Consider the following 18747-nt stretch of genomic DNA (forward strand, 5'->3'; position numbering starts at 1 on the left):
TTTCGCAAATCTGTTAAGAACGAGTATAACTTTCCTTTTGAATTTTTGAAAAACATTAAATGTAATTATCGTATATTTGTTTTTCTTTTAATAGCCTATGTTTAAAATAAAATATTCATTCCGGTTTTTGTTTTTTTTCATCCTGATTTTTAATTTATTTCAGGGCTCTCTTTTTTCTCAAAGCCTGAAAACAAAAATTATGGGAAAAGTAATCGATTCGCTTACCCAGCAACCAATGTCCTTTGTTAATGTTTATATAAATGGTACAACTACCGGCGTACGTACCGACTTTAACGGAGAATATGCTATTGAATTTAATTTTAATGCCGATTCGCTTACCGCATCTTTTGTAGGATACACAACCGTTCGTAAACCAATAGTACTACATAAATTTCAGACCATCAACTTCGCGCTGCTCGAAAACGAAATCAGTTTAAAGGAATTGGTAATACACCCTACAACAAACCCTGCCGAGATTCTTCTGAAAAAAGTAATTGAAAATAAAAAGAAAAACAGTGGCGAAGACTTGCAGTCATACGAATACCAGGCATACAGTAAAATTGAATTCGATGCTAATAATATCTCTGAAAAATTCAAAGACAGTAAAATGATCAAACCTTTCCAGTTTGTATTCGAAAATATTGACACATCAACAGTAAACGGAAAATCATATTTGCCGCTTTTTCTTACAGAAACACTTTCTGATGTATATTTCAGGGCATCACCCAAATCGAAAAAAGAAATCATTAAAGCTTCACGTGTTAGCGGAGTGGACAACGAAAGCATCGCGCAATTCCTTGGAGATATGTACCAGGATGTTGATGTATACAACAATTATGTAACTATTTTTGATAAAAATTTTGTAAGTCCTATTGCAAATTTTGGTCTTGCATACTACAGATACTATCTTACTGACAGCACTTATTTCGGAAAAAACTGGTGTTATAAAATCATGTTCAAACCACGCCGTAAACAGGAACTCACGTTTACCGGATATTTCTGGGTTGCCGATAAAAGTTTTGCCATCAAAAAATTCGACATGCGTATTGCCGATGATGCAAATATTAATTTTATTAATGACCTGGTTACCCAGCAGGAGTTCGAAAACATTAATGATAGCTGTTGGATGGTATCTGTGGATAAACTTATTGTTGACTTCAACCTCGTAAACAACACAAAAAACAATATGGGTTTTTACGGAACAAAAACCACTTCATACAAAGATTATATTTTCAATAAACCAAAGGACGATCAATTTTATAACACACCCACTAATATTACTGTTGAAGAAGGAGCTTCGGCAAAAGCAGATACATTCTGGGTTGCACACCGTCACGATACTTTATCGAAAGACGAAAAAGCAGTTTATAAAATGGTTGATACACTTCAAACCGTTAAACTTTTCAGAACCTATGTTGATGTTGTGAAAACAATTATCATGGGGTATTATGTTAAAGGGAATATTGAATGGGGTCCTTATTTTAATATTATTAGTTTTAATGATCTTGAAGGCGCACGTATAAGAATTGGAGGCAGAACCAGTAATGATTTCAGCACAAAAATTATGATCGACGGGCACCTGGCATATGGAACTAAAGACCAGGAATTCAAATATGGCGGGGGTTTCGTGTACATGCTCAACAAAAACCCAAGAAGATCAATAGGAGCATGGTATAAATATGATATAGAACAATTGGGTGAAAGTCAGAATTCATTCATCACCGATAATATTCTTGCTTCGTTATTGCGTCGCAGCCCTTATGACAAACTAACCATGGTGAAAGAATTTAAATCCCATTATGAACATGAATGGTTCAACGGATTTTCAAATACCATCCATTTTATTCACCGCGATATTTATCCTCTCGGGATTACAAAATTTCAGTTCATCAATGGTGGACAGCTGGATGAAATGAATTCAATAACAACCTCAGAAATTCAGCTCGACACAAGATTTGCATACAACGAAAAATTTGTTTTCGGTGAATTTGAACGTACCAGTATGGGAACAGAATACCCTGTGCTTACTTTAAAATATGCTTATGGAATAAAAGGATTCTGGAATGGCGATTACGAATATACTCGTGCGCAGCTTGGTGTTGAACATTGGTTTAACATTGGCTCTTTCGGTTGGTCGAAATATATTCTTGAAGCCGGTAAAATATGGGGAACACTACCCTATCCATTATTAAAACTTCATGAAGGCAATGAAACATGGGTGTTTGATGATTACGCGTTTAACATGATGAATTATTATGAATTTGTAAGCGACCAATATGTTACAGGATATTATGTTCATCATTTCGACGGACTATTCCTGAATAAAATTCCATTGATGCGCAAACTGAAATGGAGAGAAACAGCTTCGGTACGAGCCGCATTTGGAGAGCTTTCCCCTAAAAATAATCAAACTACAACTTTTCCTTCATGTATGACAAAACTTGATAAACCATATTTTGAAGTTAGTGCAGGAGTAGAAAATATTTTTAAATTAATTAAAATTAACGCGGTTTGGAGGCTTTCGCATTTAGATCATTTAAAAGCGGATGGGAATAAAGTTAATAATTTTGGAATTCTTGGAACTTTCCAGGTATATTTTTAGAATGATGAATTTTAAATTATAAATGATAAATGAAATATGGAAATTTAAAATTTATCATTGAACATTAAACATTGAAAAATGGTTTTACGCGCAGAAAATATCTTTAAGAAATATAAGCAACGAATGGTTGTTAATGATGTATCCATTAATGTAGAGCAAGGAGAGATAGTAGGATTACTAGGACCAAATGGTGCAGGGAAAACAACTTCGTTTTATATGATAGTGGGGATGATTAAACCGCATAGCGGAAATATTTTTCTCGATAATAATAATATTACCGATGAAGCCATGTATAAACGCGCCAAACGCGGAATTGGCTACCTGGCGCAGGAAGCATCGGTGTTTCGTAAATTAAGTGTTGAAGATAATATCAAAACTGTTCTTGAATTTTCATCCTATTCAAAACAAGAACAGAAAGAGCGAACAGAAATGCTGCTCGAAGAATTCGGCTTGCAGAATGTTCGTAAAAGTTTAGGCATTACATTATCCGGCGGAGAACGCCGTCGTACGGAGATTGCGCGTGCTTTAGCCGTGAACCCCAGTTTTATTTTATTGGATGAACCTTTTGCAGGCGTTGACCCTATTGCAGTTGAAGATATTCAAACTATTGTTTCAAAACTAAAGTCAAAAAATATCGGCATACTTATCACCGACCACAATGTTCACGAAACCCTTTCTATAACCGATAGAGCGTATCTCTTATTTGAAGGAAAAATTTTAAAATCGGGAACTGCCGAAGACCTTGCCAATGATGAACAAGTTCGCAGGGTTTACCTTGGAAAGAATTTTGAATTGAGGAAATAATTATTGTATTTCGTTCTGCGAATCATCCTCATCAATATAACCAAGTATTTTATTTGCTAAATCAGCATCACTTTGTCGAATGATAAGTTTTATTCCTCCCACAGATTGTGAAAAAAAAGGCTGAATAATTTCCATATTATCATTTTTCAGGAAACAATCAATACCTGCCGAATCAAGCTTAGCCTTATCAATTAACGCTTCATACTGAAAATTGTATGCACGCAAAACAATTAAGTTATCGTCTCCGGCATCATCCATAAATATGTAGAAGTTTTATTTAATTTCTATAATTTCAAACTCATAAAATTCCACGATCATATTCGCTAAAAGTTTTTTACATGCAGTATCTACTTTTTCTTTTGCAGTAATCTTATCTTTAGCTTCAATCTCAAGAGTTATATGTTTTCCTATTCTTACATTTGATATCTCTGGAAGACCAATATTCTTCATACTTGATGTTACAGCTTTACCCTGTGGGTCGAGCAATGCCTTTAATGGCATAATGTTTATTTCAGCGCGGAATTTCATTTTTCTTAGAATAATTTATGAGTGATAAAATTATATAAAAAATAATTATTAATGGTACTGCTATATATTGCAATAATATCAATGCTATCAGTGAAACGATCAAAAAGATGTAACGGATTTCATTTTCTTTCCATCCAAAACTTTTAAATTTCAATGAAAAAAGTTTTACCGGAGCTACAAGCAGAAACGAAAGTATAATAACCAGCGCCAATAAGAATCCGGGATTTCCGAACAACATGGTAAAGTATGTCGGGCTTTCATTTCCATTCAAAATAATAAACGGAATTGATGCAATAAATAAAGCATTTGCCGGTGTTGGCATTCCAATAAAATTTTCCGTTTGATTTTCGTCATTATTGAATTTTGCCAGTCGCAATGCAGAAAATACAGGAATTAAAAAAGCTTCAAAAGGTAAATACTTCTGCCATCCTTCAGCTTCACTGAAACACATATTCAGCATGGTAAACATGATCAGTCCGGGTAAAACTCCAAAACTTACTACATCGGCAAGCGAATCAAGGTCTTTACCAATTGCCGATTGCGCTTTTAATAATTTTGCTGAAAAGCCATCAAGAAAATCAAATACAGCAGCAATTGCAATAAAACAAGAGGCTTCAATAATATTACCCGAAAAGAGTAACCCTATACCAATACATCCACTCAAAAGATTAAGAGAAGTGATAAAGTTTGGAATGTGTTTATACAGTTTCATAATTTGGTACAAATTTATAATTTATTTTCCCATTTCATTCTTTAATATTTCACTTATGAGTAATTTTACAAAATGAAAGAATTAATTTCAGATATAAATATTGAAAATTACGACTACGAACTGCCCGAAGAACGCATTGCCCAATATCCTCTTGCACAACGCGACCAGTCAAAACTTTTGATCTGTAAAGAAAAAAAAATTTCAGAAAATATTTTTTCTTCAATTGAAAATTATCTTCCGGAAAATAGTTTGTTAATTTTTAACGACACAAAAGTTATTCATGCGCGATTGCATTTCAAAAAAGAAACCGGTTCGGAAATTGAAATTTTCTGTTTGGAACCAGTTATGCCCTCAACCGATCATCAAATTGCATTATCCGCCAAATCAGGAGTTATATGGAAATGCATGGTTGGAAATAATAAAAAATGGAAACAGGGAAAGCTTACCCTGAAAGAAAAAGATATCGTGCTTACTGCCGAAAAGATTGAACAATCGAATGAAACTTTTTTAATAAAATTTGAATGGCAACCTGCTGATTTATCTTTTGCATCTATTATTGAAACTATAGGAAAAATTCCGCTGCCTCCCTATATATCGCGACAAGCCAATGATTCCGACAACTTACGATATCAAACTGTTTTTGCACATTATGAAGGTTCGGTTGCTGCACCTACAGCAGGATTACACTTCACCGAAAAAATATTTTCATCACTTCACAACAAAAATATTAAAACATCTTTCATCACTCTTCATGTTGGGGCAGGAACATTTAAACCGGTTTCATCCTCACAAATTTCCGAACATCAAATGCATACAGAAACATTTTCTGTTTCAAAAAAAATTATCGAAGAAATTTTATCACATCCCGATAAAATAATTGCTGTTGGAACAACTTCTGTTAGAACACTGGAAAGTCTTTACTATGTTGGGATAAACCTGGTACACAAAAAAGAAAATGCTTTCACAATTGAACAATGGAATCCCTATCAATCTGATTATACAGGGATCCCGGTAAATGATGCATTACATGCAATTATTAACTATTGTAATAAAAATAAAACAGATGTTATTCATGGGAGTACAAGAATAATAATCATTCCGGGTTTTCAATATAAAATCGTAAACGAAATCATTACCAACTTCCATCAACCGCGAAGTACCCTGCTATTGCTGGTTTCAGCATTTATAGGAACGTATTGGAAAAATGTTTATGATTATGCTTTAAATAATAATTTTCGTTTTCTTAGTTATGGCGATGTTTGCTACTTTAAACCATAATTCAAAGTATTTATAATTGAATTTTTTAAATAAATATTTGGGAAACAAATATGTTAATAACTAACAAAATCCAGTTATTAAATTTTTATAAAAAAATAAATTTAACACTAAAAATAATTATATTTGTCAGAGGTAAAATATTTATATCCCAATAAATAAAAACAAAATCATGTTAAAAAAAATCATCCTTTCAGTATTTGCATTTATATTCTGCTTAAACATAAACGTAAAAGCGGATGAAGGCATGTGGCTACCCTTGCTTGTCGGTCGTTTAAATATGGTTGATATGCAAAAGATGGGTTGTAAACTCACAGCTGAAGAAATTTATAGCGTTAATCATTCCAGTATTAAAGATGCTATAGTTTCAATTAATAATGGTATGTGCACCGGTGAAATCATTTCAGGTGAAGGATTGTTACTTACCAACCACCATTGCGGATATAATTATATACAGAACCATAGCACTGTTGACAAAGATTATCTAGCAAACGGATTTTGGGCAATGGATAAAAATGAAGAATTACGAAATGATAAATTAAGTGTTTCATTTCTAATCAGTATTGAAGATGTTTCCGGAAAAATTCTCCCCTATTTAACTGATGACATGTCCGAAACCAAACGTGCAGCCATAGTTGATTCACTCTCTGCTATCATACAAAATAAAGCAAAAGAAGGGACCACATACGATGCTAAGGTTTTAAGTTTCTTTGAAGGGAATGAATACTATTTGTTTGTAACAGAAACATACAAGGATGTTCGCCTTGTTGGCGCTCCTCCTAAATCCATAGGTAATTTCGGCGGCGAAACGGATAACTGGATGTGGCCACGTCATACTTGCGACTTTTCATTATTCCGTGTATATATGTCGCCAGATGGTTCTCCTGCAGAATATTCTAAAAAGAATATTCCTTTGAAACCCAAACATTATTTACCTATTTCACTTAAAGGAGTAAAAAAAAATGATTTTGCAATGGTTCTGGGTTATCCCGGTACATCTGACCGTTTTATTACATCATACGGAGTAAAAGTTGCTCTTGAAAAATATAATCCATCTATTGTAAAGATAAGGGAAAAGCGTTTGGCGATTATGGCCGAAGACATGAAAACCAGCGCAGAAATTAATATTGCTTATGCATATAAATATGCAACCACAGCAAACTATTACAAATACTATATCGGGCAATCGGAGCAGCTTGAAAAATTAGGGGTATATAATAAAAAACTTGCTATTGAGCAGGCCTTTACTACCTGGTGTAACAGCAATGTTGTTACCAAACAAAAATATGGTTCTGTTCTTCCTGAAATTGAACAAGCCTATCAAACAATAGGAAAATATACTGTTCCTTACATCTATTACTGGCAAGCCATCAGAGGTGGCATTGAATTGATCAGTTATGCAAATACTTTTGAAGAATTATATAAGCAATTAAAAAGTACTACACCCGATGAGGAAGCCACAAATAAATTAACTCAAAGCCTTACATACGCAGCTAAGTTGTATTTTAAAAATTATAACCTTGAAACCGATAAAAAAATATGTAAAGCAATGGTGGAAATGTTTAACTGCAATGTTGCCAAAGAATTTTATCCCGACATATATTCTGTAATTGAAAAAAAGTACAAAAACAATATTTCACTTTACGTTGAAGATGTATACAGCAAATCAATTTTTGCAAGTAAAGATAAAGTACTGGAATTCCTTGTTCGCCCTGATTATAAAAAACTTGATAAAGATTTAGGCTACCAGGCAATGGTTTCATGTTATACAAAATCCAAAGAGATTGTTGACCTTTATAATAAATCAAAACAAGAACTTACCAAAGCAACACGTTTATTTGTAAAAGGCATTATGGAAATGAATAAAAACAAAGTATATTATCCAAATGCAAATTCAACACAAAGGCTATCTTATGGAAAAATTACCGATTATTATTCTGTAAATACAAAAACAAAATATGATTGCTTTACTACATTTGATCAGATGATAAGTAAAGTTGACACTACAAATCCAGAATTCATAATTCCTAATAAGCTTAAACAATTATACGAAAGCAAAGATTTTGGCAAGTATGCTACAAATAATGTAATGAATTTAAATTTTATTACTAATAATGATGTTACCGGTGGTGTATCAGGAGCGCCGGTTATCAATGGTGAAGGACAACTTATAGGAGTTGTATTTGATATAAATTGGGAAGCTGTAAGTGTTCCTATTCTATTCGATGAAACTTATCAAAGAGCTATAGCTGTTGATATTCGCTTTGTATTATTTATTGTAGATAAGTATGCAGGTGCATCAAATATTATAAAGGAGTTAAACATTATTGAATAAGGAAATTCAAATCAAAATAAAAAAGCTTCAGAAGTTATCCTGAAGCTTTTTTATTTTATACCTTTTATATTACAACTAATATTTACTTATAATCTTTATTTCCGTTCTCCGATTTTTCTGCCTTCCCGCATCAGTTTTATTAGTAGCTACAGGTAAATCAAAACCATAGCCTTTCCATTTCATCCTATCCTTATTGATACCTTTCGAAACGAAATATTCGTAAACAACATTAGCTCTGTTATCCGATAACGTGTAATTATATTCTGCCGTACCTTTATTATCAGTATGACCTAAAATTTCAATTTTCAAAGAAGGATTAGCAGTAAGAAATTTCACCCACTTATCCAGTTCAACTGTAGATTCAGATCTAAGATCATATTTGTCAAAATCAAAAAGGACATTATTCAGCACAATACGTTCACCAACCAAAATCTCTTTATCTTCAAAAAATATTTTATCACTTTTAATTCCATTCAAAGAAGTAAATTGGAATTTCTTCATGATAATGGCTTTATTTATTTCCGGGTCGGACAAAGTATCAGGAATATCAACCGTTTCTTCCTGGTCTAAGTACTTATCTGCTGTAACTTTCAGCCCATATGTTTTTCCTATAGGAAGCGAAACATAAAATTCTCCTGTGGTTTTTTCAGATGTAAAACTTGCAATTATATCTCCTGTTTTTTTATCTGTAATTTCAAGTTTTGCCTCTAAAGGTTTAAAAGAAATTTCGTCAAAAACCAATCCTTTCAAATGTGCAACAAGTTTCTTAGGTGCAATAATACTAAGCTTATATATATCCTGATCTCCGTATCCACCTTCTTTAGCAGAAGAATAGTATGCATGTTTTTCATCTTTTGTAGGGACATAGAACACATCATCATCTGTTGTATTTATTGGATACCCTAGGTTTTCGGGATTTGACCATAATCCATCATCAGATAGTGTTGATGTAAAAATATCAAATCCTCCCATACTTTCATGTCCCCTGGATGAAAAATAAAGGGTAACACCATCAGGAAGAATAAAAGGTGATTCCTCATCATACTCTGTATTTATTTTAGTTCCAAGATTAACGGCTTCAGACCATTTTCCGTTAGCCAGTTTTTCACATCTCCAAATATCACGGCCACCGAAGCCACCTTCTCTGTTACTTACAAAATATAGTGTGTTTCCATCCGGGCTAAGCGTAGCATGTGTTTCCCATGATTTTGAATTGATTTGCGATGGCAATCTTTCCGGTGCTGTCCAATTTCCATTTCTGATTTTACTGATATAAATATTCCCATCGCCTTTAACATCTTTATAAATAAATAACTGTTTTCCATCTGTTGATAAACTTATTGATGCTTCATGACCGCTGCTATTAATATTTGCACCAATCTTCTTGACATTAACCCATTTATTTTCTTTTGAATCATAATTAGCAATATAAATGTCTTCAAAAAATTTTCCATCAGTATCTTTTTTCCCACCGGTCGAACCTTCTCTTCGCGATGTAAAGATTAATGTCGTTTCATCCAATGATATTACAGGGGAATAATCCGGGAAAGGCCCATTAACCGGTTCTCCTACATTATCTATTTTAATATTAACAGGATTTGAAATAAGTTTTTTTGCATTATAACACATTTCAATTTGCCTGTTTGCATCTTTTAATAATTCCTCATCTTTCTCTGTAAGATAATATTTAAATTTTGAAAAATATTTTATTGCTTCATCCAGTTTATTATTTACCATATATGCTCGTCCCAAATAATAAAATGCGAATACAGGTGCGGTAATGTCATCAGGAACTCCAATATAATCAAGCGAAACATTTTTAATCGATTTTTCAAGATAAGGAATTGCTTTTGTTTTATCGTACATTGAATTAACGTAACATACACCAATATTAAAGCAAACATTTGGGTTGTCTGGAGTTAAAGTATCGAGGTAAAGAAAAATCGGAAGTGCATCAGGATAATTTTCATCGCTAATTAAACTTTCAGCCAATTTATATTTTGTTCTAAAAATTTCTGAAACCTGGGAATATCCTGAACTAAGAAAAATAAAATTGAGAATAAATAATAAGATTATACTTCTTTTCATCATGGTTACTAAAAATTTACTTTTACATGAATATTACATAGTTGAATAAAATTAAAACTCAACTGATGAAACAAATATACATTTTTTATCATTGTTGTCCGGTAAAAATATTATATATATTATCAAATAGTTATGGTATCAATTATTTCAATATTTATCGCCATCTACCTATCCAGCATATGCGTTGTCGGGAAATGAACACATGAACAAATTATAAAAAACAGTGAATAAACATGTATGTAATGGTATCAAATAAAAAAGGCGCAATTACGCCTTTTTTATCATTTTAATTCACGCGCATTTTTACTTATAATATATTATATAAATATCCTCGCTCCCTTGTCCCCCATCTTTTGTAGATGAATAGAAAGCTTTAGACTCATCTGAAGAAGGGAAATAAAATAAATCGTCCTGAGGTGTGTTGATAGGATAACCAATATTTTCAGCATCACCCCATAATCCTTCATCAGAAAGTGTTGAAAAGAAAACATCATACCCTCCCATTGTGTTGTGTCCTTGTGAACTAAAGTACAAAGTAGCTGCATCATTTGAAATATATGGAGATTGATCATCATATGATGTATTTACCTGCGGTCCTAAATTTACAGGTTTACTCCAACTACCATCTGAAAGTTTTTCGCATACATAAATATCATAACCTCCATAACCACCTTCACGATTACTCGAAAAATACAATGTATTTCCATCAGGAGTGATTGATGCCGACTCCACTGCTTTTGAATTAACACTCGGTCCAAGCTTTATAGGTTCAGTCCATTTCCCATCCTTATATGATATATTATATAATTCTTTTTTACCATTAATATTTTTTGAAATAAAAAATTCTTTTTTCCTTAACGATAATTTAGAAGAATATTCATTGCTTATGGTATTGAAATTATTGTCAATTTTCATTGGCTTAGCCCATTTTTGCCCTTCAAGCGTTGATAAATAAAAAGTAGTATTATCCGCATTTTTTGTTTTTTCATTTTTATTAACCGTAGAATAAATCAATACCGAGTTATCGTTTGAAGCCATTATGGAACGATCTGAATTTTCTGTATTAAACTCAGCACTTAGAATTTTTATTTGCGGATTAAGGCTTGATTTCATTAATTTACTTCCATTCTCACATATGCTGATATAACGATCGATCATATTAATTTCAGTAATATCGTCAGCTGAAACATTTTCTTTATATTTTTCAAAAGTTTCTTTTGCTTTATCAAACATATACTCGTTATGGTATGATTTTGCAAGATATAAAAGCGAAACAACGGGAGCTGTAGTTTCAGAATAATCGGATTTATAATTTTTATTGATATTTGCAACCGCTTTCTCGAAACATTTGATAGCATTAGTTTTATCATCACTTATATTATAAATGCATAAACCCAATTTATAATTAATATTGGCATTTGAAGGCATAACCGAATCGATTTGCATAAAAAGTTTTAATGCTTCAGAATAGGATTGCATGCCCATATAACTCTCGGCTAACAAATACTTACTTTTTACAAACTGTTCAAGTTTTTCAGTATCTGAAGAATCATTGGCTACCGGGTTCTTTATTATTATGGTAGTGCTAAATCCACTTAATGAAAAAAGCATCAGAATAATGATCATTTTTACCCTCATAATTTTAAATTTATATATTATTAAAATATTTAACTTTGTATACGAAATGAATCTAGTAAAGTTAATGAAATATATCAGTAAAATCAAGTATTTTAAGCATTTTGATTGGATGATTTTCACACCATTATTTCAGGTTAAACCTAATAATGTATTAATTAATATAAATATATCAGTACTTTATTATATACATGAATAATTTAATCTATTTTTATTAAAATAGCTAAACCAACTTTTTTCTTCAATAAGCTTTAAATTTCACGGGGTAGATAATGACAGAAAAACGAAAAAATAAAAAGGTTAAGAATAACGAAGAAATGTCATTTTGGGAACACCTGGAAATATTGCGCTGGCATTTCATCCGCTCTGTGATTGTAGTAAGTATTCTAACTATTGTTGCATTTATATATAAAGATATTATTTTTGATAAAATCATTCTTGCCCCGAAAGAACCTGATTTTATTACCAATAAGTTTTTCTGCTGGCTTGGTGCAAAAGTTAATATAGATTACTTATGCATTAACAATGTTTCACTTAGATTAATTAATACCGAAATGTCGGGACAATTTACCCTACATATATGGATATCCATAATTTCAGGATTGATTATTTCTATACCTTATATTTTATGGGAAATTTGGAGATTTGTTAAACCGGCATTAAACGAAAAGGAAAGAAAATATTCTTCAGGGTTTGTATTTATTACCTCTTTTCTGTTTTTATCCGGGGTAGTTTTCAGTTACTATATAATTGTTCCCCTAACTGTCAATTTTTTTGTAACTTATAGTGTAAGTAATATTGTGGAAAATTATATTTCTCTTAGTTCTTATATCAATACCATTTCTTCATTATGTTTTGCAACTGGACTGGTTTTTCTTTTTCCGGTTCTTGTTTATTTCCTTACTAGGATAGGAATCCTGGCTCCATCGTTTCTTTCACGTAACAGAAAATATATAATTGTAATTATACTAATAATTGCAGCAATTATAACTCCTCCTGATGTTTTCAGTCAAATTATGGTAACCATACCATTATATGCCTTGTATGAATTAAGTATATTTATTTCCAAATCCGTGTACAAAAGAATAAAAAAGCAAGAAACAGTAACCAACTAAAAAAGACCATTAAATATTATGGGATTATTTTAATATTATTTTTTGAGTATAATATTTATCATCCTTTTTCAAAACGATGAAATACATTCCTACACTTAGATTTGAAGCATTTAATTTGATTTGATTAAATCCTTTTTCTGACATTCTGTTATCCATTCCAAGAACATTCTTTTCCATTACATTATATACAGAAACAGAATAATAATCTTCTTCTGATGTATTATAATTTATTATAATGTTTTTATATTCATCTTCATATGCATTAAAGAAAATATTTTCTTCTTCATAGTCACACATTACATTTACCGGTGTAAAATATTCATATTGCCCATCATAATCTGTTTGTTTCAAACGATAATATGTAGGACTCGTACCTTTAATACTTTCTATATACGGGTTTTCATCATAAACAGAGTAATTTAAAATCGAATTACTGTTGCCCGCACCTTTAACAGTAGTAACACTTTCCCAATTTTCAGCATCACGACTTTTTTCAATGGTAAAGTAATCATTATTAATTTCACTGGATGTTGACCAGTTTAGTTTAATTTTGTTGTTATTGCAGACAGCAGAAAATTTATTTAATTGAATTGGAAGAGGCGAACTCCCTAAAACTAGTATATACGGAGCGGAAGAAAATTCTGTTAACCCTGTAGCTGTGACAGAACCGGTAGCACTGGTTACTCCTAATGTACCCGTTGAAGTATATGTTCCAATTGCGCCCCCTTTTCCATCATTCCATCCACTGCCATTCCATTGCTGTGCTGCTATAGTTGTTGTTGGACCGCTTGTAGTATTTTCTGAACCACAATATGTAAATGTAACATTAGCACTTGTTGAAGCTGAAGAACCAATACTCCACCATCTATCTATTGCTGATGATATTGAACCATCGATATAAGTTCCATGTACATACATGTTTGTTACACCAGTTGCCCACGGTTGATTACAGGTTCCCGCAGTACCGCTAGGGGAAGAGCAACTATTAGAAGTAACTCTAGTAGATATTGATATATTTGCTGTACCTGAAGCTTTATTAAATGTTACCGGAATATATGTTCCATCAGTTGTCCCAAAAGGAAAAACATAATTTCCATTTGTTGCACCACAATTCCATTTTAGAATACTTGTGTTTGTTGCATTATTTAATTCGCTGACAATGTATCCTGTTTGTGTTGTACCATTTCTTGCAATTGCTCCTATTGCAAAACTTGAAACAGTTAATGTATAACTATTAAGTTTCAATGCGCCCAGAGTTAATGTAACCACATCTGATACACTTGTTGCAATTCCTAAGCTAACACCATTTGAAGCACCACTTGAATTATTAATTGTCAAATCATAAAAAGTACTGGAACTTGTTCCCCCAAGTGATTGTGCTGATGAACCATTAAAAGTTACAGTACCCGAATTATGTGTAAATGTTGAATTATTTGTAAAATTTCCGGCAAGGCTCATTGTACCAGAAGTTGAAGTTAAAGTACCGGCGCTTATTGTTAAACTTTTAATTGTAACTGCATTGCTACCAAAACTTAATGTTCCATTTCCTAATTTTGTTATACTTTTAGTATAATCACTTATGATTCCGCCAATAGTAAGAGTTTTAGCACTAGTTGTTATTTGTCTATCGGCACTTAAAGTAACATTACCTGTTCCTAAATTTAAATCATTAGAACCAGTGAAAGTAAAATCAGCATTTAATGCTAATGGATTATTACTTGTATTTGTAATTGCTCCACCGGAAGTATTATCAATGGTACCTCCTGCAATTGTAAAAGTACCATTAGAAGCACCCAATGCCTTAGCATTATTTATATATAAAGTTCCACTGTTTAAGGTAACTCCACCTTTAAAGGTATTAGCCTGATCTAATCGAAGAGTTCCTGTTCCACTATATATTATTCCACCATTAGTATTACCCCAAACACCGGTTTGAATAATATCGCCACTACCATTCAGTGTAGCAGTATAATTATTATCATTAACTATTGCAAAACTTAATTGTGTGGCACCACCTGATGCCGGATCATTTACTGTAAATGTTGGCGAAGCTGCATTAAAATTAGTAGCCCCACTAAATGTAAGGCCGGCTGTTCCACTATTTACATTACTGCCTCCAGTAATCGTTAATGTATTGTTTCCAATATCGAGCGTTCCTAATGTATAAATATTACCTGCTGTACTTGATACAGTTACATCGGTTATAATTTGTGAACTAGCAGAAACCGTTGTGTTACGCCCAAAATTTAATGGCGAACCACTTGCATTAGTAAGTTTTAATATTCCTCCATTTAGAATTAGTTTTGCATTTCCAGTTCCAAGGGCTTGAGCATCTGATTTTGCAATAACCATTCCACTATTCACAGTAACATCTCCTTTAAATGTATTTGTCTGGTTTAATGTTAAAGTACCTGTTCCGCTATATGTTATTCCTCCATTATTATTTCCCCAATAATCGGTTTGTATCACATTCCCATTTCCATTAATGGTTGTAGTACGATTATTATCATCAACATGAGCAAAACTTAGTTGAGTTGTTCCGCCTGATGCCGGATTATTTACAGTAAAAGTAGGAGATGCAGCAGAAACAGATGTCTTCCCGCTAAATGTAATTCCAGCAGTACCACTGTTTACATTACTTCCACCAGAAATTGTTAAAGTGTTATTCCCAATATCTAAAGTACCTAAAGTATATGTATTTCCGGCTCCAGAGGCATTAACATCGGTTATTATTTGTGAACTGGAACTAACTGTTATATTATTACCAAAATTAATATTACTACCGCTTGCATTTGTTAGTTTTAGTGTTCCTCCATTTAATGTCAAGGTTCCTGTTCCAAGTGCAGAAGAACTCGATGTTGCTATTAAAGTCCCCGCATTATCTGATGTTCCTGAGTTATAAGTATTATTACCTGATAATGTCCAGGTTCCATTTCCATTTTTTGTAACAGTTCCTCCATTAGTAAGTGAAATAATACCACTTTCTACTCCGCTCCCTGTTCCTGTAAGAATTACATTATAACCACTATTACTCTGTTCTGTTATCCCCCCAGATAATGTCAATGTGCCAGTACCAGAAGCATCAATAGTTTGCGTGGCTGAAGTATAAATATTAATAACACGATTTGATGAAGATCCTGATCCAGTATATTTGAGTGTAGCTACTGCACCATTGTATCCCATTTGAATTGTTCCATTAGCTACAGAAGTCGGGGCTCCCAACGAACTGGCTCCTCCGTTTACATTAGCTAAAGAAGTTATTTCAACAGTACCATCATCAATCCAGGTAACACCAGTATAATCACTTGAATTAGATGACAAAGTCAGCGTTCCTGTTCCTTCTTTCCAAAGCCAGCTTGAAGCACCGCTTATTGCACCCGAAATAGTTAAATTACCGGTATTATTAATAATCACCCTAGCAGCTTTAAAAGCAATTTTACAAGATATCGTATTAGTAGTACCTGCTGCTGTTGTTATACAATTTGTATATGGTGACCATAACCCCGCAGATTGATGAATGGTTAATGTATATGATGAACCTGCGATTGTACTACCATCTCCCATAGCTGAAATTTTATTACAATCACCCGCAACATCCATGGTAACTGTTACACTGGCATTTAATGTAATATTGTCATATTGGCTAATATGCCCACCAAAGCCGCTACCACCAGTAATAGTGCTCCAATTTGCACTACTACTTATAGTAACATTATTTGCCTTAATATTCGAAAATATAAGCAAAAAAATAACTAAAACAAAAATGTAAAATTTATATTTATTTATTTTATTCATATACTGCTTTAAGTATCTTATAGTAGAATATATAATGTATCTTTTTACCTATACAAATATACCTAAACAATTTTTCTTTGTCAATAAGGGATACACGTAGATTTATATAAGTAATATTATATATTCTTAGAAGAAAAATATTTTATAGAACATAAAATCAATTTTATATTGTTTATGTAATAATTCACAGTATCTTTTTCAAGTTTCAATATATTAAAAAATAAATGTTAAATTTCTGATAATTTTTACGAACAGATGTTCAAAAAAGTTAATATGCTATATTTTAACAACTTAGAATACCGAGAAAATCATTGTATTTAAATGAAGTTTATTATTTCATTAAATAATTCATCCTGCTTTTCGGCATGAACCCAATGTGAAGCTTCTGGAATATGAGAAAATATAGAACAAGGAAAGATTTTTTGGATTTCGGGCATATCATTTTCTGAAAGATAATCGGAATTTCCAGCAGCGATAAATAATGCTTCAACCTCAGAAGAACCTTTATCTTCAATGCTTTTAAAAATATTATGCAGGTTATTTTTTAAAGCTGGAAGATTCAATTTCCAGGAAAAAATATTATCTGAATTTCTCCTGATATTTTTCAAAATCAGTTCTAGAACATTTTTCTGATTAATTTTTTCAGAAAGTTTCGCTTCAATTTCATTTCTCGATTTCATTTCAGAAATATATAAACCGAGCATGGCATCCATTAATTCCAGATTGTATTTTGGGAAATTTTTTATTCCAATATCAATAATAACCATTCGCTTAATTAATTCCGGGTATCTCAATGCAAATTTCATGGCAATCAATCCACCCATCGAATGACCAATAATTAAAGAGTTTTCAAGATTATGCTCTTTAATAAATTCGTGCAAATCATTCACCAGCACTTCATAATTAAATTCTTCGGAATGTGGCGACCTGCCATGATTACGCAGATCAGGTATAAATACGGAATATTTTTTTTCAGAAAGTTTTTTTGCAAAAGGTACCCAATTATCCGACAATCCGAATAACCCATGTAAAATCAGTACAGGCTCGCCTTCACCAAAATGCCGGAAAAACATTTCCATATTTTAGTGCTTCAATTGTTTCAAATACATTTGAATGGTATTTTCCAATCCCAGGTATAATGCATCGCAAATTAGTGCATGACCTATTGAAACTTCAAGAAGACCGGGAATATTTTCTGCAAAATATTTCAGGTTATCAAGATTCAAATCATGACCTGCATTTAATGCTAATCCAGCATCCCCTGCAGCTTTTGCTGCTTTTATAAACGGAGCTATTGCCTTTTCTTTATTGACTGGAAAATTCTTCGCATAACTTTCAGTATAAAGCTCAAGCCTGTCCGTTCCTGTTTTAGGGGCATTACGAATGAAATCAATATTCGTATCAATAAATACGGATACACGAATTCCATGATTTTTAAATTCACTGATTACTTCCTTCAGAAACGATTCGTTCTTTATTGTATCCCATCCTGCATTGGAAGTAATGGCATCAGGTGCATCAGGCACGAGTGTTACCTGGTGTGGTTTTACTTTGCAAACAAGGTCAATAAAATTTTTCCCCGGATAGCCTTCAATATTGAATTCCGTTTTTACCAATGGCTTCAAATCGACCACATCCTGGTAACGAATATGCCGTTCATCCGGACGGGGATGAACTGTGATTCCCTGCGCTCCAAAACGCTCACAGTCCATTGCTGCTTTTAAAACATCAGGAAGATTTCCACCGCGGGCATTGCGAAGTGTGGCAATTTTATTTATATTTACACTAAGTTTCGTCATCTGGTATTTTTTTGCAAATCTAAAAAATTAGTAAGTTTGTAAAACTAATAAAAGAATTT

The 18747-nt window shown here is 32.5% G+C and carries 13 protein-coding genes; 5 read left to right on the plus strand and 8 right to left on the minus strand.

All coding sequences use genetic code 11. The annotated features are described in order from the left end of the window. The first annotated feature begins 199 nt into the window (after positions 1-199). Both PKK00_01015 and lptB read left to right on the plus strand, forming a co-directional pair. Positions 200-2602 (plus strand): DUF5686 family protein, encoded by a 2403-nt coding sequence (locus PKK00_01015; GenBank protein ID HNW96973.1) that lies wholly within the window; start codon positions 200-202, stop codon positions 2600-2602. A gap of 78 nt (positions 2603-2680) precedes the next feature. Further along, a complete protein-coding gene (gene lptB, locus PKK00_01020; GenBank protein ID HNW96974.1) occupies positions 2681-3406 on the plus strand; it encodes an LPS export ABC transporter ATP-binding protein in 726 nt (241 codons plus the stop codon). On the opposite strand, the gene PKK00_01025 is transcribed toward lptB, so the two are convergent. From PKK00_01025 to pssA, 3 genes are read right to left on the minus strand one after another with little or no spacing between them, the layout of a single operon-like run. Continuing rightward, positions 3407-3664 (minus strand): hypothetical protein, encoded by a 258-nt coding sequence (locus tag PKK00_01025; protein HNW96975.1) that lies wholly within the window; start codon positions 3662-3664, stop codon positions 3407-3409. Positions 3665-3679: 15 nt separating this feature from the next. Continuing rightward, positions 3680-3934, minus strand: coding sequence for a phosphoribosylformylglycinamidine synthase subunit PurS (purS, locus tag PKK00_01030; GenBank protein HNW96976.1), 255 nt, complete (start codon positions 3932-3934; stop codon positions 3680-3682). Next, complete coding sequence (gene pssA, locus PKK00_01035; GenBank protein HNW96977.1) at positions 3918-4646, minus strand: CDP-diacylglycerol--serine O-phosphatidyltransferase; 729 nt, start codon at positions 4644-4646, stop codon at positions 3918-3920. Before pssA ends, purS begins: the two co-directional genes overlap by 17 nt. A 72-nt stretch (positions 4647-4718) precedes the next feature. Here pssA and PKK00_01040 point away from each other — a divergent pair, with 72 nt between their 5' ends. Next, positions 4719-5924 (plus strand): S-adenosylmethionine:tRNA ribosyltransferase-isomerase, encoded by a 1206-nt coding sequence (locus tag PKK00_01040; protein ID HNW96978.1) that lies wholly within the window; start codon positions 4719-4721, stop codon positions 5922-5924. A gap of 169 nt (positions 5925-6093) precedes the next feature. Then, on the plus strand, positions 6094-8256 hold the full coding sequence (locus PKK00_01045; protein HNW96979.1) for a S46 family peptidase: 2163 nt from the start codon (positions 6094-6096) through the stop codon (positions 8254-8256). 75 nt (positions 8257-8331) lie between these two features. On the opposite strand, the gene PKK00_01050 is transcribed toward PKK00_01045, so the two are convergent. Beyond that, positions 8332-10248 (minus strand): OmpA family protein, encoded by a 1917-nt coding sequence (locus PKK00_01050; GenBank protein ID HNW96980.1) that lies wholly within the window; start codon positions 10246-10248, stop codon positions 8332-8334. A gap of 399 nt (positions 10249-10647) precedes the next feature. Next, positions 10648-11982 carry a tetratricopeptide repeat protein gene (locus PKK00_01055; GenBank protein ID HNW96981.1) on the minus strand — a complete coding sequence of 445 codons (1335 nt, stop codon included), beginning with the start codon at positions 11980-11982 and terminating at the stop codon, positions 10648-10650. Between the two features lie 269 nt (positions 11983-12251). Between PKK00_01055 and tatC the strand changes: the two genes are divergently transcribed. Beyond that, entirely contained in the window at positions 12252-13094 is an 843-nt protein-coding gene (gene tatC / locus PKK00_01060; GenBank protein ID HNW96982.1) for a twin-arginine translocase subunit TatC, read from the plus strand. A gap of 24 nt (positions 13095-13118) precedes the next feature. Here tatC and PKK00_01065 read toward each other — a convergent pair whose 3' ends face one another. The 3 genes from PKK00_01065 to PKK00_01075 form a co-directional block, all read right to left on the minus strand. Further along, on the minus strand, positions 13119-16889 hold the full coding sequence (locus PKK00_01065) for an autotransporter-associated beta strand repeat-containing protein (GenBank protein ID HNW96983.1): 3771 nt from the start codon (positions 16887-16889) through the stop codon (positions 13119-13121). A gap of 317 nt (positions 16890-17206) precedes the next feature. Next, a complete protein-coding gene (locus PKK00_01070; GenBank protein ID HNW96984.1) occupies positions 17207-17962 on the minus strand; it encodes an alpha/beta fold hydrolase in 756 nt (251 codons plus the stop codon). A 9-nt stretch (positions 17963-17971) separates the two neighbouring features. Then, positions 17972-18688 (minus strand): pyridoxine 5'-phosphate synthase, encoded by a 717-nt coding sequence (locus tag PKK00_01075; protein HNW96985.1) that lies wholly within the window; start codon positions 18686-18688, stop codon positions 17972-17974. Positions 18689-18747: the final 59 nt, after the last annotated feature.

Source organism: Bacteroidales bacterium, assembly GCA_035353855.1.
Taxonomy (GTDB): domain Bacteria; phylum Bacteroidota; class Bacteroidia; order Bacteroidales; family CG2-30-32-10; genus DAOQAK01.

Coding starts and splice junctions, on each gene's coding strand:
- PKK00_01015 (HNW96973.1), top strand. CDS start 200: ATGGGAAAAGTAATCGATTCGCTTACCCAGCAACCAATGTCCTTTGTT.
- lptB (HNW96974.1), top strand. CDS start 2,681: ATGGTTTTACGCGCAGAAAATATCTTTAAGAAATATAAGCAACGAATG.
- PKK00_01025 (HNW96975.1), bottom strand. CDS start 3,664: ATGGATGATGCCGGAGACGATAACTTAATTGTTTTGCGTGCATACAAT.
- purS (HNW96976.1), bottom strand. CDS start 3,934: ATGAAATTCCGCGCTGAAATAAACATTATGCCATTAAAGGCATTGCTC.
- pssA (HNW96977.1), bottom strand. CDS start 4,646: ATGAAACTGTATAAACACATTCCAAACTTTATCACTTCTCTTAATCTT.
- PKK00_01040 (HNW96978.1), top strand. CDS start 4,719: ATGAAAGAATTAATTTCAGATATAAATATTGAAAATTACGACTACGAA.
- PKK00_01045 (HNW96979.1), top strand. CDS start 6,094: ATGTTAAAAAAAATCATCCTTTCAGTATTTGCATTTATATTCTGCTTA.
- PKK00_01055 (HNW96981.1), bottom strand. CDS start 11,982: ATGAGGGTAAAAATGATCATTATTCTGATGCTTTTTTCATTAAGTGGA.
- tatC (HNW96982.1), top strand. CDS start 12,252: ATGACAGAAAAACGAAAAAATAAAAAGGTTAAGAATAACGAAGAAATG.
- PKK00_01065 (HNW96983.1), bottom strand. CDS start 16,889: ATGAATAAAATAAATAAATATAAATTTTACATTTTTGTTTTAGTTATT.
- PKK00_01070 (HNW96984.1), bottom strand. CDS start 17,962: ATGTTTTTCCGGCATTTTGGTGAAGGCGAGCCTGTACTGATTTTACAT.
- PKK00_01075 (HNW96985.1), bottom strand. CDS start 18,688: ATGACGAAACTTAGTGTAAATATAAATAAAATTGCCACACTTCGCAAT.